The following is an 18078-nucleotide window of genomic DNA, read 5'->3' as shown; positions in this document are numbered from 1 at the left end:
CTTGGTAGGTGCTGTTCAAGGTGATGGGACGCCACAGCCCGCCAGCCCTCTTCGAGGACTGGTTTGGACTTGTGGCGCGGTGTCGTTCAGCTTTCTTTCTTGGCGCGAGGTGCGCGGGGTTTCTTGACGCCTTCCGGGGTGCCCTCGGCTGCATCGGTACCTGCTTTGGCTTTGGGACGTGCAGTCCCCTTGGCCGGTGCGACCGCTGGCTTGGCTGGCTTAACGTCTTTCGGCTCCTTGGCTTCCTTCGCAGGCTTGGCTGCCTTGGTCACCTTGGCGGGTTTGTCAGCAGGGGTGGCATCCGTTGGTTTTGTAACTGCTTTACGCGTCCGGGCTGCAGGCTTTGATTCAGAGGTATCGTTTTCCGCTTCGGCCAGCTTGCGGGCCATCTCCCAATGACGTTCGTCCTGCCCGTGCGGGCGGCCTTCCGAAACCCAGATGTCGTAGGCCAACTCGCGGATGCGCTGCTCGTGTTTAGTCATTGTTCTGATTCTCCTGTTGAACTCGTTGTTAGCTGTAAAAGCGCAAAGGGCAGGTGCTGCAAAACTTCGGGCACGCTTAAAACTTCTTGTGTGGGTGTGACTGTTATTCCGCCGAAAAGTCGCTCCATTGCTTGACCGCTCAGCGCATCGGGCAATCGAACCTGGGTGTCGCCCCAGCGCTCAGTCGGAATCTGGGGTGTCTGGCTGTCGCCAAGCAAGCCATAGGCCAGGCGCGCGGCGATCACGATCAGCCAGTTGCCGTCGAGCTCACGGGCGAAGGCGATCAGGCTCTCGGCATGCTCGCCTTCGACCTTCAAAGGAACGTAGCGTCCTTCGGTGAACAGGCGTGGGTGAGCACGACGCAGCCTCAGTGTGTTCGCGATCAGCCATTGCTTGATGCGACCGTCCTGCCAGTTCTCCATGAGCTCGGCAGGCTGCGCGTCCAGGCGGAATGTGGCGCAACGACGGTCAAAGTCGACGGGGCGGCGGTTGTCCGGGTCGACCAGGCTGAAATCCCAGTAGTCCGCACCTTGATACAGGTCGGGCACGCCCGGCGTGGTCATGCGCAGAAATGTCTGGGTAAGGCTGTTCAGCGCGCCGGCAGGGGCCAGCTCGGCAGCGGCTGCGGCGATGTCGTCGCGCAGCGTCTTGCATTCGTCACCCAGAAGCAGGGCGCGCAGGTAATGCTGGCAGGCGCCTTCGTAATCGCTGTTCGGATCGGTCCAGGTGCTGCGCAACTTGGCCTCGCGCACGGCCTTTTCCTGCCATTGGATGATCCGCTCGCAGAAGGTTTCCATGGCCGACTTGTCGTCAGCCTTCAGGTCCAGCGGCCAGCAGCCAAGCAGCACCTGATACAGCAACATTTCATCGCCGGGCGAGGGTGCGGGTCCGTCCGGCAACTCCTGGCGCTGGCCGTAGGCAAGCTGGCGCCAGTGTTTGACCTTACTGGCAAACCATTCGGCGCGCTCGCTGATCACCGTCATCCGCGCGCGGGTGTCTTCGCCGCGTTTGTGATCGTGGGTCGCGGTAGTCAGCAGGTTGCGTGGGAAGTGCTCGGCACGCGCCAGGCACTCCGCATGGAAGGCCTCGACCGACGCGCTGAAGGTCTGCGGATCGAAGCCGACATCATTGCGCGAAAGCAGTGCACCTGAGCGGTAGCAGGCGGTGTCTTCCACAGCCTTGGCGGCAGCGGGCGAAGTCAGCTGCTGGAAACGGGTACAGGCATAACGGCGAATCCGCCGCGCAGGACCCGGTGGCAACGAGCGAAGGTCTTCGCCGCCCAGCCAACGATCAAGAAGATCGAGCAGCGGCCAATCGGCTTCGCTAAGCGTGGTGCGCGCTCCGGCCAGCGCCTGCTGGAAGAACGGCTCGTCAGCTTCGCGTCGGCCATGGGCAGCAATGTAGGTGCGGTACACCGGAAAATGCACGATCAGTTCGAGCAGCCCACGGCGAATCGCACCGAGGGTGATGTCGCGGGTCATCACGTCATGGCGCGCCACCTGCAGCAGCGCCTGCGCAACGGTTTCGAAATCGCCGGCCAGCGGGCCGGTGAGCACCAACTGCCGCGCCTGGCAAACCTCGTCCATAAAGTCGGCAGGGCGCTCAGCGGTCTCGCTCCACAGCGAACACAGCACGTCCTTGCCGGATGGATCGTGCAATAGCAACGACACCTGGTTCATGAATTCATAGCCAGTGGTGCCGTCAACGCCCCAGTCGTCATGCAGACGCTCGCCCTCGGCGAGAATCTTTTCTACGTAAATTGGTACGTGATCCTGCTCCGCACCTTCCGGTCGTGCCGCATTGAGCCGATCGACACGGCGCCGCAGGCGACGGCAGTAACCGCGCGGATTGGCTAGCCCGTCGATGTGATCGATGCGCAGGCCGTCGACCAGCCCTTCGCTGATCAGCTCGAAGATCTTCGCGTGCGTTTCCTCGAACACGACGGGCCGCTCAACCCGCAGGCCACCCAGCTCGTTGATGTCGAAGAAGCGCCGCCAGTTGATGTCGTCCCCTGCGGTACGCCAGCTGGCGAGGCGGTAGTTCTGCCGTTCGAGCAGGCCGTGCAGGCGCTTGAAGCCTTCTTCGGTGGTCGAGTCGTAGTGACGTAGTGCTGCTTCCAGCGTCTGCCGAGTGCTGCTGTCCTCCAGCAGACGGGCCAGGTCTGCACGCAACTCACGTGCGGTCTGGTAGGGCGCCGGCTCGGTTTTAAGCGCATCGAAATGCTGCGCCAGGCTACGCAATTCGGGCTGATCGGTCAGTCGCAGGATCTCGCCGTACGTGGGCGGCGAAATGGGGAAGCGGTGTTCGTAGTGTTCGGCGTAGAAGGCGCCGTTCTCGATATCCAGGCGCAGCGGAATCTTGCCGTCCTGCAGCGCTTCGCCATAATCACTGCCCAGGAAAGGCACCAACAACTGGCCTTCGAGCAGTGGATCGGGCGAATTCCACTGGATGTCGAAAAACTGTGCATAGGGGCTGCGGCGCCCCCATTCAAGCACGTCGAGCCACCAGGGATTTCCAGAGCCGCCAACCGCCATGTGGTTGGAGACGATGTCCAGTATCAGACCCATGCCCTTGGCCCGCAGGGCATCGACCAGTCGCCGCAACGCCGGCTCACCGCCGAGCTCCGGGTTGATATGGGTCGGGTCGATGACGTCGTAACCGTGCATCGAGCCGGGGCGCGCCGTCAGCAGGGGGGACGCGTACAAGTGGCTGATGCCGAGGTCGGCGAAGTAGTCGACCAGCGCAGTGGCATCGTCGAGTGTGAAGTCACGATGGAACTGCAGTCGCAACATGGCGCTAAGGTCTCTCATCGATGTTTGCTTCCAATGACCTGCTTGCGCGCGCTGGAGAGCAGCTCCAGGCGGTGCGAACAGGCGGGGTCGTCAAGCAGGGTGGCGCTGTCGCCGGGGTAGCGGCGCCGCCAGTTGGGATGGGTGTCGGTGGTGCCGGGCATGTTCGGTTGTTCGAGCAGCCCCAGGGCGTCCTCGACCGGGAACAACACCAGTGGTGCCGGCGTACGGCCGATGAAAACCGCGCAGGCATCAGCCAATACGTCGGGGTCGGTGAGATCACCTTCGACACCCGGCGCGTACTCGCGCAACAGTCGCAGCAGCCCGGCGCGCTCGCGCTCGCGTTCCTCCAGCTGTGCCGGGCGTTCGTCTTCCCGGTTCTGGCCAACCTGGATGCGCCAGTCAACGTCGTGGGCTTTCCACCAACCTTCGATGGTCGGCAGGTCATGGGTGGTGGAGGTGGCGATTGCACTGTCGGGCCATTCATCGAGCGGCTTGAATGTGCCGTTGTGGTCGCGCTCGAAGAACAGCACGCGTATGCCCAGCAGCTTGCGCGCCGCCAATTTGTCGCGCAGCCCTTCGGGCACGGTGCCGAGGTCTTCGCCCAGCACCACGGCGTTTCGCCGCCAGGCCTCCAGTGTGAGCAGGCGCAGCAGGTCATCGAACGGGTAGTTGAGGTAAGCGCCTTCGGTGGGGCCGGCGCCGGCAGGCATCACCCACAGGCGCATCAAGCCCATCACATGGTCGATGCGTATGCCGCCGGCATGCGCCAGGTTGGCCCGCACCATTTCGATGAACGCGCGGTAGCCGTGCGCCTTCAAGCCCCACGGAGAGAACGCTGAGATTCCCCAGCTCTGGCCCTGACGGTTGATGATGTCTGGTGGTGCACCGACGCTGAGCGCTGCCAGCACTTCATCCTGACGGCTCCAGGCCTGACTGCCGCCCCCGTCGGCACCGACAGCCAGGTCGCTGATCAGGCCGATCTTCATCCCGGCGCTGCAGGCTGCAATCTGGGCCCGCTCAAGCCCACGCGCGATCAACCATTGGCAGAACGCGTAATAGCTCACTTCGGCGGCGTTTTCCTGCGCGAACTGTTCGACGGCAGGGCTCTGGGGCGTGCGGTACTGCTCGGGCCATTCGCGCCAGTGTTGTGGAAAACCTTCCGGGCTGAGAAGGGCTGCGTGCAAGGCCTCGAAGCGGCAGTGGTTTTCCAGTGCTTCACCGCCAGCTTCGCGAAAACTGTCGAAGTCCGCCTGCTGGGCGTTACCGCCCGTGGCGAAATCCTCGTACAGCGTGCGCAGCAGGCATTGGCGCGCTTGCGAGGCGGCGTCCCAGTCGATCAGCTCGAGCGCCTCGAGGCGTTGCAGTTCGTCGGCAAGCCCGCAGGATTCGATTGCCATGCGCAGCGGCTTTTCACCCAGTATGGTGCCGGGCGCACTGTGCAGAATGTTGTAGAACAGCCGGCTCGACGGTGAGTACGGGCTGTATTGCTGGCTGTTGCCTGTGAACATCGCATGTACCGGGCTGATGCCCAGCGCGTCGGCGCCATGTGCCGCTGCGTTGCGAGCAACCGCTTCGAGCGCCTGGGTATCGCCGAGCCCGCCATCACCGGGGCGCCGCAATCCGTAAAGCTGCACCGTGACCCCCCAGGCAGCCGGGCCGGCGACGTCCTGGACGCTTGGGCAGGCGACTGGCGCAACGGCGAGCGTGAGCTGCTGGTCGGCGATACTTAGCCGGTGATAGCCGGGTGTATCGATGGCGGCAAGACGTGACTGGCTATCCAGACTTCCGTCCCGCTCGCTACCGTCTTCGAGGGTCAGTCGGTAAGGAGCCGATGGCGCGAAGTACTGGCCGAGGTCCAGCGGTGCGCCCTGATCCAGCGTAAGCAGCGGTGGCACGCTGGCCGCCCCTGCGCCAGCGTCGAGTTTTTCCAGGCTGCGTTCAATCTGATCATCGCTGTCGGCCGGTAGCCCAAGCCCGCCGAGCACGGCACGCAGGACTTCCGGTTTGACGCGTTGGTCCCTGCCGTCCGCATCAACCCATTCGATGGACAGGCCAGCCGCCTTTGCCAGGCGGTTCAGTCGCTCATCGCTCATTAAGACACTCCTGCTGATTCGAGCAAATACATCCTGGCGGTGCGCGCAGGTAACGTGTCGGTGCCGCCTGAATCGCCGTCACGGCTGCTGTGCAGCAAACGCGCAGTCGAGGCAGGGGGCATCACGGCAAGGTCGTTGCCGCTCAAGTTGAGTTCCAGACGCAATTCGCTGCGGTCACCCAGTTGCCAGCGGGCCAACGCAGCGGCCTCGCCCAAAGCTTCAGCGCCGAGGAATCGCGAGCCTTCCAGGCGCGGCACGATTTCGGCGTGGCGAAGCTTGAGCAGATGGCGATACAGGCCGAGCCATTCAGCGTGCTCGGGCTCGTCGCGCTTGCTGAAGTCCGGTTTGGACGCCTCATACGTCTCGACCGCGTTTGGATCGGGAATGCGCTCGCGGGTGTGCTCGTCGGCGAATTCGGCAAATTCCGCAAACTCGCCACGGCGCCCTTCGCGCACGGCATCGGCCAGCTCGCCGTGGTGGCTGGTAAAGAACAGGAAGGGCTCCCGCGCGCCCCATTCCTCGCCCATGAACAGCAGCGGCACCATGGGGGAGAGCAGCAGCACGGTGGTCGCCGCCTTCAAGGCATCCGCTGGCGCCAGGTTGATCAGGCGGTCGCCGAAGGCACGGTTGCCGGTCTGGTCGTGGTTCTGCAGAAACAGGACGAATGAAGTGGGGGGCAGGTGGCCGCTGGGCTCGCCACGCGACTCGCCTCGGCGATTCTCATGGCCCTGGTAGATGAATCCTTCGCCCAGGAAGCGCACCAGCTTGTTGGTCGAGTCCTTATGGTAGTCACCGTAGTAGCCCTGACTCTCGTCGGTGAGCAGGGTATGCAGCACGTTATGACCGTCATCGTTCCACTGGGCGGTGAAGTCATCGCTGAGCAGGCTGGCAAGGTTGTGTTCGTTCTCCAGTACCAGATGCACATGGCGGCCTGGTTCGACTTCCGCGTGCACGCGTTCAGCCAGTTCAGCAAGGAATGTCGGGTCGGGAATGGCGTGCACAGCGTCCAGGCGCAGCCCGTCGAAGCGATAGTCCATCAACCACATCAGCGCGTTGTCGATGAAGAAATCGCGCACTTCGCGACGGCGGAAATCGATGCCGTCACCCCAAGGCGTCTGCTGGTCGTGGCGGAAGAAATGCTTGGCGTAACGGTGCAGATAATTGCCGTCCGGCCCGAAGTGGTTGTAGACCACGTCGATGAACACCATCAGTCCCAGGCCATGAGCGGTGTCGATCAGGTGCTTGAGCTGATCGGGTGTGCCATAAGAGGCTTCCGGTGCGTAGAGCAGAACACCGTCGTAGCCCCAGTTACGATCACCCGGAAATTCGGCGAGCGGCATCAGCTCGATGGCAGTCACGCCAAGGTCCGCCAGTGCCTGAAGACGTTGTTCGATCTGCGCATAGCCGCCATAGCTACCAACGTGCAGTTCGTAGAGCACGGTTTCGTGCCATGGGCGGCCCGGCCACTCCGCGTTGCGCCACGTATAGGCTGCAGGATCGACGACTACGCTTGGGTCGTGCACATCTACCGACTGCGCGCGGGACGCAGGGTCCGGCACCTGGAGCTCATTGTCGATCAGGAAACTGTACTGTGTGCCGGCGCCGACATCGGCCTCGACGCTGTACCAGCCATCAGCGCCTTCCTGCATGGGCAGCGTATCGCCGCCAACTACCACCAGGCTGACGCTTTGCGCGTCTGGTGCCCAGAGCCTGAACCGGGTACGGGATTTATCCAGTAACACCGGTCCGTATTGCCCGTTGCGGGCGGGCCTATTCTGCATTGATCAACCTCATTAGATAGTGGCACTGACCTCGCGTCGTCCGCCCAGCAGGCGTTGGTACAACCGGTCATAGGGTTCGATCGCGTGGCTCCAGAAAAATCCCCCGCTCATGGCACGGCAGCGCATGGCATTGAGCAATTGGGCGTTCTGATGCACCGCCAGGGCGCGTTCGACGGCGCCTCGATAGCTATCGACGGTGGCTTCGCTGAACAGGAACCCGGTGACGCCGTCATCAATGCTGTCCGCCAGGCCGCCGGTGCGGTGGGCTATCGGCAATGATGCAAAGCGCTGGGCGTACATCTGACTCAGGCCGCACGGCTCATAGCGCGATGGCATAAGCAAAAAGTCGCTGCCGGCAAACAGGCGACGGGCGTCGGTTTCGTTGAACCCGATATGCGCGCCGACGCGGCCTGGGAAACGCTCAACAAGGTGCCGCACTTCGTCTTCGATATGTGGATCGCCACGGCCCAGGATCGCCAACTGGCCACCGTTTGCGACGATGGTTTCGGCCACCGCGATGGTCAGGTCGATGCCTTTTTGATGCACCAGGCGAGAAACCACGGAGAACAGCGGGCCGTTTCCTTCATCGAGCGCGAACAGCTCGCGAACATGCGCTGCGTTAGCCTGCTTGCCCGACCAGTCATTCGGGCCGAACGGGCTGACCAGATGAGAGCAGCTGCGAGGCTCCCAGCTTTCTTCGATGCCATTGAGCAAGCCGGTGAGCAGGCCCTGGCGTGCCTTCATGCTGAGAAAACCTTCCATGCCGCAACCGAACTCAGGCGTGGTGATTTCCTTGGCATAGGTCGCGCTGACAGTCGTGACCTGATTCGCATAGGCGATGCCGGCCTTGAGCAGCGACAAGGCGCCGTAGAACTCCATGCGCTCGGGACCGCAGCCTTCCAGAGGAATGGCCAGCGAACGGCGCAGGCTCATGTCGATGTTGCCCTGGTATGCGAGGTTGTGAATGGTGAACACGCTCGGCGTAGTGAGGCCGCGCCAGTGCATGTAGGCGGGTGTCAGCCCGGTCGGCCAGTCGTGGGCATGGACCAGGTCGGGTGTCCAGCGAATGCCCGCCGTGCCGTCGGCGATATCGGTCGCTGCCATGCACAGGCGGGCAAAGCGCAGCGGATTATCCGGCCAGTCCTGGCCATGCTCATCGCCATAGGGCAGGCCGTCACGCTCGTAAAGTTCCGGGCAGACCACCACGTAGATGATCAGACCGTCCGGCATGTCCAGGCGTCCGATCTTGCACGGCGGCAGTTCAGCCTGGGAGATAACGCTGCCGACAATCCGAATCGGCTCGCCGCACTGCATCACTTGTGTATAGCCGGGGATGAGCACGCGCACGTCATGCCGATCGCCGAGGGCTCGGGGCAGGGCTGCAGACACATCGGCCAGACCGCCCGTCTTGACCAGACCGGTCAATTCGGACGTCACAAAAAGAATCTTTTTCTTGTCGTCCTGGGTGCTGCGCAACTGCAGAACGGGACGTTCAGTCGGCGGAGCCAGGCGTTGTGCGTTGATCAAGCGGACGGGCCGGGTGTCCGCAGCTGCGATACTCATAATCTACCTCTCCCCAAGCGGCCGGCTCTCTGCCAGGCCTGCTTCAAGCACGTTTCGTCCATGCAGCACTACACAAAGCGCTGCAAACCATGAGCACGACAAAGCTGAATTTTTCTGTACTGAGGCCGCGCGAGGAGCGGCGTAGAGCTGCGTTGGCCCTACCTTGAAACAAGACCCGACTGCTGTGAATTAGTTCTCACCTTCGAGCGGAATGCAGAGGGTCGGAACTTTGCCTCTTGGAATCACCTCGGAAATCTGACTGAAGTGAGCTGTTTTTCAAGCGCAAAGCCGGAGCCAATACCATGCAAGACCTTGCTGAAATCGTGCGGTTTCTTCGTGACAAACAGATGATGCTGACCACCGCGGAATCCTGTACCTGTGGCCTGATGGCCTCCCTGTTGGGCGACATCCCGGGTTGCGGCAAAGCGCTCGACAGTGGGTTCGTCGTCTATTCGCCGAAAGCGAAAAACCGGCTGCTGCACGTCAGTTTCGAAACCATCGAAACTTTTGGCCTCACCAGCGAAGAGGTCGCTACTGAAATGGCCATCGGCGCGCTGAACGCCAGTGTCGCCGACATCGCCATTGCCAATACCGGGGTGGCCGACGACAGTGAAGAGGATGCCGGCGGCACGCAGTGTTTCGCCTATGCGCTGATGCAAGGCGAGCGCCAGGTGAGTGTCAGCGAGACGGTGCAGTTCGTGGGTGACCGGGGTGAAATCCGCAAGCAGGCGGCACGCTACGGGCTAGAGCAGTTACCGAGCAAATACGAGCAGTTGCTGGATAAATTGCGCACGCACGAATGACACGGCACCCATGACCTTTACCCACCGACAGGTGACCGCCGTTGGGCTGCGCCCGACATTGCAGCGCAGCCGGAGCATGACGGCTGGTTCACACCGGCGGCTGGCGCTCGGGCTCGACATGATCCGGAACCGGGTGCTCGACGCTTGGTTTTCGGCCCACGTTGAGGTCTGCGCGCAGCTGCGGCAGGCAGCCGGGATAGTCGCGCTGGATGAAGTGGATCAAGGCTTCGCGCAAATGGCAGCGCAAGTCCCAGTTGCGCGATGAGTCCGGTGAGCTGACCAGTACCCGGACCTGTATCGACTTTTCGCTGCTATCGGTGACTTGCAGCACGATCACACGACCATCCCACAGCTCCGGCACCTCCTGGCACAGCCGACGCAGTTCCTCACGCACGGGCTCCAACGGCAGCGAATAATCGACCCAAAGAAATATCGAGCCGATGATGCTGGAATTGCGCCGTGTCCAGTTCTGGAAGGGCTTTTCGATGAAATATTGCAACGGTACAACCAGCCGCCGGTCATCCCAGATCCGCACCACCACGTAGGTGCCGGTAATCTCCTCGATTCGTCCCCACTCGTTTTCAACGATCACCACGTCATCCAGGCGAATCGGCTGGGTGATTGCGATCTGTATTCCGGCAATCAGGTTGGCCAGTACCGGGCGCGCCGCGAAGCCGACTGCCAGCCCCGCAAGACCCGCCGATGCAAGCAGACTGGCGCCGAATTGGCGCGCACCTGGGAAAGTCATGAGCATCCCGGCTGCACCGATCAACAGGATGAAGAAGCTCAGCGTCCGAAACAGCACCCGCGATTGGGTCTGGATCTGGCGCGCACGCAAGTTGTCGCTGACGTCGACGGGGTTTCTCAGCTGCACCGCCTGCTCCAGCCCGCGTATCAGGCGCATGGCCAGCCAGGTGAAGCAGGCGATCATGACCAGCGCAGTGATGCGTCGAGCAAGGCTGATCAACGCCAATTCATCGCTGGCCGCCGCCAGCACAGCCTGCAGCCCGAGCAACGGCAGCAACACGCGGATGGGCTTTTCCAGCTGCTCGGAAACGGCTTTGGTGAGCAGAAACCCACGACCCAACCGCAGCATCACGGCCGTCAGTACCCGGCTGAACACACTGAGCAAAACCACGACGAAAGCGGCGACCAGCAACGTACGCAATGCAGGCTCGGTGATGTAGTTCTCCCACTGGAGGAGGGGATCTAGAAATTCGATGAGGCCAGCTCCGTCTAATCCGTTGCAGGAGGGACTGGCGACCCTGTGCAAAGTTCATGGCAGTGCAGCCAGTCGGGTCTGCGGAACTCCGCTGGCTTGCCGTCTCTCACACATAACAACAGGGCGGTGATAACGCCTTGATGGCTATCCAAACCAGTGGGAGATAACACATGCAAAGCGCACAGACGGGAAATGACGTCCGCATCGAACGACTGATCGAATGGCTGCGCGACGCGCACGCCATGGAAGCGCAGGCCGAAACCATGCTGAACAAGCAGGCCAGCCGCATCGAGCACTACCCGCAGCTGAAGGCGCGGATCGAGCAGCACATTACCGAAACACAGAGCCAGGCGAAGCTCATCGAGTCCTGCTTGCATCGATACGACAAGTCTTACTCGGGTTTCAAGGACCTGGGTGGCAAGATGATGGCGATGGGGCAAGCCATGGGCGGCATGATGGTCAACGACGAAATCGTGAAAGGCGCGCAGATGGGCTACGTCTTCGAGAATCTCGAAATCGCTTCATACGAGATTCTGATTGCTGCAGCCAAGGCGGTGGGCGACGTCGAAACCGCTGACGTCTGCACGCGCATCCTGGCTGAAGAAGTCGCGATGGCCGAGTGGATGCGCAGCCATCTGGCCGAGCTGACCCAGGCCTATCTGACCCGGGCAGCCGAACCTCACACCGAAGCGAAGCGCTGACCCAGGTGGCCGTCAGGTTGTCGGTCGAAGCGAGTCCGTTTGCTTAGCCTGCGACAACCTTGGCGGCATCTGCAGCGACCGGCATGCCGCTGCGCGTTGCATAGAGTTCAAAGCGCAGCTCCTGAGCCAGCCGGACAAGATTGGCTGCATCCCGGCATTGGTAGTCGGTGATGCCGAACACGGTAAGTTCTTCGCCGTCAGCGGTGTCTTCATAGAGTCGCACGGTGAGATGACTGTTTTCCTGAGCATGGCAGTCACAGCGGAAAGGGTGGAGATAATCTCGAAGGATGGTTTCTATGGTGAGCAGAGGTAGACGAGTAGCCATGATCCTTCCTCCATCGATGTCCGCATGTGGAAATTGGCTTGCGCCAAGTCGGCGGGGCCGTGGTTTTTCAACATCTACAAACGCTAGCAGGCCCTGCGGAGTTGTAAACATCGTTATGCCACCGCTTGGCAGAAGGCTCGCAGCTCGGATCACTCGATAACGAGGTCGCTGCCATGGCGCTGGATGAATACAACCGAAAGCGCGACTTCACCGCGACTCCCGAGCCCGGTGGCGACAGCGGCACTGGGAAGCGCAGAAAGACTCAAGCACTGCAGTACTGCATCCAGAAGCACGACGCGACGCGGCTGCACTATGACTTCCGACTGGAACTCGATGGGACCCTGAAAAGCTGGGCTGTTCCGAAAGGCCCGTCCCTCGATCCGAAATCCCGCCGCTTGGCCGTGCATGTGGAAGACCATCCGCTCGAATACGCAACATTCGAGGGCAGCATCCCGAAAGGGCACTACGGTGCGGGAGACGTGATTGTCTGGGATCGCGGTGTGTGGATTCCCGAAGGTGATCCGCAAGAGGGCTATCGCAAGGGCAAACTCAAGTTCCGCCTCGAAGGTGAGAAGCTGAGCGGCACCTGGAATCTGGTTCGCACACGCATGGATGGCGGTAAAGAGCAGTGGTTTCTGATCAAATCCAACGATGACGCTGCCAGACCGGAGAGCGAATACGACGTCGTCGAAGCGCTGCCAGACAGCGTGCTGAGCGATCGGACGCTGATCCTCCGCAAGCGTGGTAAAGCCAAACCGGAGGCGGCAACCAAAGCCGTCAAAAACCCTGCCCGCAGGCGCAGTCGCAAGGACGAACCGAACACGACGCTGACCGGCGCCAAGCAGGCGCCGTTACCGGAAAGCTTCAAGCCGCAACTCGCGACGCTGGTTGAGTCGGTCCCTGACGGTGATTGGCGTTACGAAATCAAGTTCGATGGTTACCGCATCATGGCGCGCATCGAATCGGGCAAGGTGAAGCTGTTTACGCGTAACGGTCATGACTGGACGCAGAAAATGCCGCAGCAGGCCGAAGCGCTCGCCGGACTGGGTCTGGAATCAGCCTGGCTGGACGGCGAAGTGGTGGTGCCGGATGACGACGGCACGCCAGATTTCCAGGCCCTGCAGAACGCTTTCGAAGCGGGTCGCAGTGGCAACATCGTCTACTACCTGTTCGACATGCCGTACCTGAATGGCATGGACCTGCGCGAGGTTCCACTGGAGGAACGCCGGGCTGCCCTGCATCAGGTATTGGATGCGGACGAAAGCGATCTGTTGCGCTTCTCCGCCGATTTCACTGAGCAGCCGGAAAGCATGCTCGAAAGCGCCTGCCAGATGAAGCTCGAAGGCCTGATCGGCAAACGTGCCGGCAGTACCTACGTATCCCGACGCAGCAACAGCTGGGTCAAGATCAAATGCAAGAATCGGCAGGAATTCGTCATCGTCGGCTACACCGACCCGAAAGGCGCACGCAGTGGCTTCGGCGCGCTGCTGCTGGGGCTACACGACGACCAAGGTCAGCTGCTGTACGCCGGCAAGGTGGGAACGGGCTTCAACCAGGCCACGCTCGAAAGCCTGTACGCCAAGCTCAAGCCGCTGGAAGTCGACCAGAGCCCGTTGGCCAAGGCACCGCCAGCCGCCGACGTGCGTGGTGCGCACTGGCTCAAGCCGGAGTTGATGTGCGAGGTCGCTTATGCCGAGATAACCCGCCAGGGCGTGGTGCGCCATTCGGTTTTTCATGGCCTGCGTTCGGACAAACCGGCCAACGCCATCACCCACGAACGGCCAGCGAAAACGGCCGAGACATCCAACCCGGCGAAGCGCAAACAAGGCAACACGGCGCCGAACACCTCAGGTGGCAAGATCAAGATCTCGAACCCTGAGCGCATCATCGACAAGTCAATCGGTGCTACCAAGATGGAGCTGGCCCGATTCTATGCCGAGGTCGCGCCCTGGGCGTTGCCGCACCTGATACAGCGGCCGCTTGCCCTGGTCCGCGCGCCGGAAGGCATCGACGGCGAGCTGTTTTTTCAGAAGCACACTGAAAAGCTCAGCATCCCGCATATCACCCAATTGGACACCGCGCTGTTTCCCAAGCATGCAGCATTGATGACTATCGACACCGCCGAAGCGCTGATCAGTGCGGCGCAGATGGGCACAATCGAACTGCACACCTGGAATGCCGTGGCGCCGGTGCTCGATCATCCAGATCGCTTCGTGCTTGATCTCGACCCGGACCCCGCGCTGCCCTGGAAACGCATGGTCGAAGCCACGCAATTGACCCAGACCTTGCTCGACGAAATCGGACTGCAGTCCTATCTGAAAACCAGCGGTGGTAAGGGTCTGCACATCATGGTGCCGCTGAAACCGATACACAGCTGGACAGAAGTAAAAGCGTTCAGCCAGGCCATTGCGCAATACATGGCGAAATTGATGCCGCAGCACTTTTCTGCGGTCAGCGGGCCGAAGAATCGAGTCGGCCGCATCTTTATCGACTACCTGCGCAACAGTCAGGGTGCAAGCACCGTAGCGGCCTATTCGGTGCGCGCGCGAGAGGGGCTTGCTGTTTCGGTGCCCATCCACCGGGATGAACTTGCTGATCTCAAGGGCGCCAACATCTGGAGCATCCGCAACCTCATTCCGCGATTGGAAGAGCAGGGCGATGACGATCCCTGGGAAGGTATCAACGAGACGGGGCAGCAAATCACCGATGAGATGCGCGAGCAACTGGGCATGAAATGACTCGCTCAAGCTGATCGTCGGCTCGCCGGAACATCCTCGGTTCGGTCAGCTCCAACCGAAAGCCCGAACTAGAGTTTTCCTGATGATTTGCCGTTTTCCTTGCGCCTGCCAGCCGAGGCCATCTGTGCCTGGGGCTTGGCTTACCTGTCCATCTGCCATAAGCGACTGCTTGCGCTGCGCCGCGGAGTACCGGCATTCATGAAGCTCACCCGCTGGCTAATCGTGCTGTTTTTTGTGGTCGCGACGATCTGTTTTTTCTGGTTCGACCTCGAGCAATACCTGACGCTGGAAATGATCCAGGCGAAGAGCGGGGCGCTGCGCGATCAGGTCCAGGCGCATCCCTGGTGGGCCGGCTCTGTGTTCTTTGCCGCTTACGTGGCACTGACGGTCATGTCATTCCCCGGAACGGTGGTGCTGACACTGCTGGCCGGCGCCTTGTTCGGCTTGGTTGGCGGAACCTTGATGGTGTCCATTGCCAGCAATATCGGTGCGTTGATCGCGATGCTCATCAGCCGGTTTCTGCTGCGAGACTGGATTCAGAGGCGATTCGCCAAACAGATCACCAGTATCAATCGGGGGCTCGAACGGGATGGCGCGTTCTATCTCTTCTCGCTGCGGTTGATCCCGCTGGTTCCCTTCGTCCTGTTGAATCCTGCGCTCGGCCTGACGCGCGTAAGCATCTGGACCTTCTGGTGGACGACCCAGGCAGGCATGCTGCCGGGCCACGCGATCTACGTGGGAGCCGGACGCCAACTGGCGCGTATTCGGGAAATTTCCGACATCCTCTCGCCGAGTTTGATCGGAACGCTGACATTGCTAGCGATATTTCCGCTGGCCGCGACCAAGCTGTTGACACTCTACAAAGCGCGCAAGGTCTACCGCGGCTGGCAAAAGCCGAAAAGTTTTGAACACAACCTGTTGGTTATCGGTGGCGGCAGCGGTGGCCTGGCGGCTGCGCGAATCGCGGCTTCGATGAAAGCAAGAGTGGCGTTGGTCGAAAGCGAGCGACTCGGTGGCGCGGCGCTGCACAGTGGCAGCGTTCCGGCGAGGGCGCTGATGCGCGCAGCGAACATGAATCACGCGCTGCGCCAGGGCAGTGCGCTGGGCATTCGCGTGCACACCGAGGTCGACTTTGCCGAGGTCATGCAGCATGTGCGCCATACGCTGAACGAGGCACAGGAACAGGTCATGGCGGAGTCCGGGAAAGCCAATGGCGTCGAGCTAATCCGCGGTAGAGCTCAACTGATTTCACCCTGGTCGGTTCAGGTAGGTGATCGCACCCTCTGCGCCCGCGCCATTGTCATCGCCACAGGCAGCCAGCCCATCATCCCGTCAATACCCGGGCTTGAAAAAGTCGAGCCACTGACCTGCGAAAGCGTCTGGGATTTGCAGCAACGACCTGAGCGGCTGTTGGTGATGGGTGGCGAAGCCGATGCCTGTGAACTGGCTCAGGCGTTTCAGCGCCTCGGCTCTCGGGTGACGCTGGCCGTCGAAGGTGACATGTTGTTGGCTGAAGCCGAACCAGAGGCGCGCCAGGCTGTTGCCGACGCGCTTTGTGCCGATGGGGTTCAGGTTCTGTTACAGGTTTCACCACAGCGTTTTGAAGTGGCCGGGAACGAGCGTCGCCTGGTTTTCTCGATTGGTGAGCAAAACCGTTCCCTACCATTCGATCAGGTGCTGCTGGTGCTGGGGCGTCAGGCCCATCTGGATGATCTCGGGCTGGAGAAGCTGAAGCTGAATACTCGCGATGACGGCGGCGGCCTGGAAGTGGACGAGTACCTTGCCACGCGCTACCCGAACATCTACGCCGTGGGCGCGGTGACAGGTCCAGACAGCTCGTTCCAAAGCGCTAGACACCATGCGTGGTACGCCGCAGCCAATGGTCTTTTTTCCGGGTTCCGCCGCTTCATGGTCAGCGATCGAGTGGTCCCACGTGTAGCTTTTACCTCGCCCGAGATCGCCAGCGTAGGCTTGACTGAAGCCCAGGCGAAGTTGGCTGAGCTGGAATACGAGGTGACCTTGCTGAACCTCGATTCGCTTGAGGCAGCGCAGATGAGCGCTGGTGATAGCGGTGTTCTCAAGGTGCTCACCGAACGCGGGCGCGACCGCATCATTGGCGTCACGCTTGTCGGGGATGGTGCGAGTGAAACGCTCGCGGTGTTCGTTTTGGCAATGAAGCACAAACTGGGGCTGAACAAACTGCGCCGTACCGTACACATCAACCCGACGCTGGCTGAGGCCAGTCTGGCCGTTGCCGAAGCGTGGCGCCGCGCGCATACCGCCAAACGCTCTCAAACCTGGGCGGCCAGGTTGCATCGCTGGCGGCTCGGTGGACAGCCTTAGCCGCCGCGGTCAGTCCAGCTGTTGCAGGATCTGATACGCGAGCTTCACCCGTTCTTCGGTCGGGTAGTACCGGTTGGCCAGAATAACGATGCCGATCTGCTTCGCCGGGACGAAGGCCACATACGCGCCGAAGCCATTGGTCGACCCGGTCTTGTTGATCCAGGCAGACTGCTGTGGTGCCTGGGGCGGGGTTAATGACTCAACCGGCTGGCTCTCAAGGACCATATGACTGCCGTTACCAGCCAGCAGGTCGTCCAGTTTCGCCGGGTACGGATACTGCTCCCAGACCAGAGCCTGAGTCATGGCACCCACCCGGTAGTAGCCGGTTTGCGTCGCCGCCATGGCGTTCTTGATCGTGGCGTCCGTGGCGATGGTGCCCAACTGAGCGTCAACAAAGCGAAGCAGGTCCTTGCTCGTCGTTTTCACGCCATAGGCTTCGTCCGCCAATAGCGCCGCGTTCAGCCGAACCGGCTCTCCGGTCTTGTTGTAGCCCTGGGCGTAGCGCGTCATCTGCTCGGGCGGCACTGCGATATAGGTGTCAGTCATGCCAAGTTTCGGCAGCAGATGGAACTGCAGCGCATCGACAAAAGGCAGTCCCAGGGTTTTTGCCGCAGCCCGTCCAAGCAGCCCGATGCTGGGGTTGGCGTACGTACGATAGGTGCCGGTAGCATGTTGCGGCTGCCAGTCGTTGAAGAATTGCGTCAGCTTCAGCTCGGTTTGAATGTGATCAGGTAGCTGCAGAGGAAAGCCACCAGCCGTGTGTGTAGCGAGATTGATCAGACTGATTTGTTCGAGTTCGTCGGAATCGAGCTCTGGCAGGTAGCGGCTGGGGCTGTCATTCAACGACAGTTTGCCTTGTGCCTGCGCATAAGCGGCCAGCGTGACGGTAAACGTCTTGCTGATCGATCCCACCTCAAACAGCGTGTTGCGCGTTACAGGCTGGCCAGTTTTCTTCGATGCCACGCCAAAATCAAAGAACCGCTGCTGACCTTGAGCCGTGATCGCGACCGCCATGCCGTGTATCCCGTGCTCAGCCATAACGGCTTTCGCGGAGGCGTCGACAGTCCTGTCTAGTTTCTCGATGCCGCCGCTAGCTACGACATCGCAGCTGAGCGTCGCCAGCACCGCAGCGGCGACGAGTCGAGTTTGAATCTTCGGAGTTGGATACATCACGGCGTCTCAATCATCGCGAGGGGTGGAACCTAGCCCGAGTAATACACAACACGCAACGCATA

Annotated in this window: 12 protein-coding genes; 4 read left to right on the top strand and 8 right to left on the bottom strand. The window is 61.3% G+C overall.

Features of this window, described 5'->3' with window-relative positions; genetic code table 11:
- Positions 1–86: 86 nt before the first annotated feature.
- Genes BUE09_RS06660 through glgA form a run of 5 tightly spaced genes read right to left on the bottom strand, consistent with a single transcriptional unit; the run spans position 87 to position 8711 of the window.
- Positions 87–482, bottom strand: coding sequence for a DUF2934 domain-containing protein (locus BUE09_RS06660; protein WP_073299904.1), 396 nt, complete (start codon positions 480–482; stop codon positions 87–89).
- Positions 479–3292 carry a malto-oligosyltrehalose synthase gene (locus tag BUE09_RS06655; RefSeq protein WP_073299903.1) on the bottom strand — a complete coding sequence of 938 codons (2814 nt, stop codon included), beginning with the start codon at positions 3290–3292 and terminating at the stop codon, positions 479–481. The genes BUE09_RS06660 and BUE09_RS06655 overlap by 4 nt, the downstream gene beginning before the upstream one ends.
- A complete protein-coding gene (malQ, locus tag BUE09_RS06650) occupies positions 3289–5367 on the bottom strand; it encodes a 4-alpha-glucanotransferase (protein WP_073299902.1) in 2079 nt (692 codons plus the stop codon). The genes BUE09_RS06655 and malQ overlap by 4 nt, the downstream gene beginning before the upstream one ends.
- Positions 5367–7148, bottom strand: coding sequence for a malto-oligosyltrehalose trehalohydrolase (gene treZ / locus BUE09_RS06645; RefSeq protein WP_073299901.1), 1782 nt, complete (start codon positions 7146–7148; stop codon positions 5367–5369). The genes malQ and treZ overlap by 1 nt, the downstream gene beginning before the upstream one ends.
- 12 nt (positions 7149–7160) lie before the next feature.
- A complete protein-coding gene (gene glgA / locus BUE09_RS06640) occupies positions 7161–8711 on the bottom strand; it encodes a glycogen synthase GlgA (protein ID WP_073299900.1) in 1551 nt (516 codons plus the stop codon).
- Positions 8712–9013: 302 nt separating this feature from the next.
- On the opposite strand from glgA, the gene BUE09_RS06635 reads away from it, so the two are divergent.
- Positions 9014–9514: a CinA family protein gene (locus BUE09_RS06635; RefSeq protein WP_073299899.1), complete on the top strand. Its 501-nt coding sequence runs from the start codon at positions 9014–9016 to the stop codon at positions 9512–9514.
- A gap of 88 nt (positions 9515–9602) precedes the next feature.
- Here the strand turns inward: BUE09_RS06635 and BUE09_RS06630 are convergent, their stop codons facing one another.
- The gene (locus BUE09_RS06630) at positions 9603–10682 is read right to left on the bottom strand and encodes a mechanosensitive ion channel domain-containing protein (protein WP_083380734.1); all 1080 of its coding nucleotides are present in this window, start codon (positions 10680–10682) and stop codon (positions 9603–9605) included.
- 224 nt (positions 10683–10906) lie between these two features.
- Here BUE09_RS06630 and BUE09_RS06625 point away from each other — a divergent pair, with 224 nt between their 5' ends.
- On the top strand, positions 10907–11437 hold the full coding sequence (locus BUE09_RS06625; RefSeq protein ID WP_073299898.1) for a ferritin-like domain-containing protein: 531 nt from the start codon (positions 10907–10909) through the stop codon (positions 11435–11437).
- A gap of 43 nt (positions 11438–11480) precedes the next feature.
- On the opposite strand, the gene BUE09_RS06620 is transcribed toward BUE09_RS06625, so the two are convergent.
- Positions 11481–11762, bottom strand: a complete 282-nt coding sequence (locus BUE09_RS06620) for a DUF1652 domain-containing protein (RefSeq protein WP_073299897.1) — start codon at positions 11760–11762, stop codon at positions 11481–11483.
- 173 nt (positions 11763–11935) lie between these two features.
- Between BUE09_RS06620 and ligD the strand changes: the two genes are divergently transcribed.
- Together ligD and BUE09_RS06610 are read left to right on the top strand one after the other, a co-directional pair.
- Positions 11936–14500: a DNA ligase D gene (gene ligD / locus BUE09_RS06615; protein ID WP_073299896.1), complete on the top strand. Its 2565-nt coding sequence runs from the start codon at positions 11936–11938 to the stop codon at positions 14498–14500.
- A 198-nt stretch (positions 14501–14698) separates the two neighbouring features.
- Complete coding sequence (locus tag BUE09_RS06610) at positions 14699–16843, top strand: FAD-dependent oxidoreductase (protein ID WP_073300307.1); 2145 nt, start codon at positions 14699–14701, stop codon at positions 16841–16843.
- A gap of 9 nt (positions 16844–16852) precedes the next feature.
- Here the strand turns inward: BUE09_RS06610 and ampC are convergent, their stop codons facing one another.
- Positions 16853–18013, bottom strand: coding sequence for a class C beta-lactamase (gene ampC / locus BUE09_RS06605; protein ID WP_073299895.1), 1161 nt, complete (start codon positions 18011–18013; stop codon positions 16853–16855).
- Positions 18014–18078 lie beyond the last annotated feature (65 nt).

It is taken from the genome of Stutzerimonas xanthomarina DSM 18231 (assembly GCF_900129835.1).
Classification (GTDB): domain Bacteria; phylum Pseudomonadota; class Gammaproteobacteria; order Pseudomonadales; family Pseudomonadaceae; genus Stutzerimonas; species Stutzerimonas xanthomarina.
Note: the sequence above shows the minus strand (reverse complement) of the source record. Positions and strands in the feature narration are given on the sequence as shown.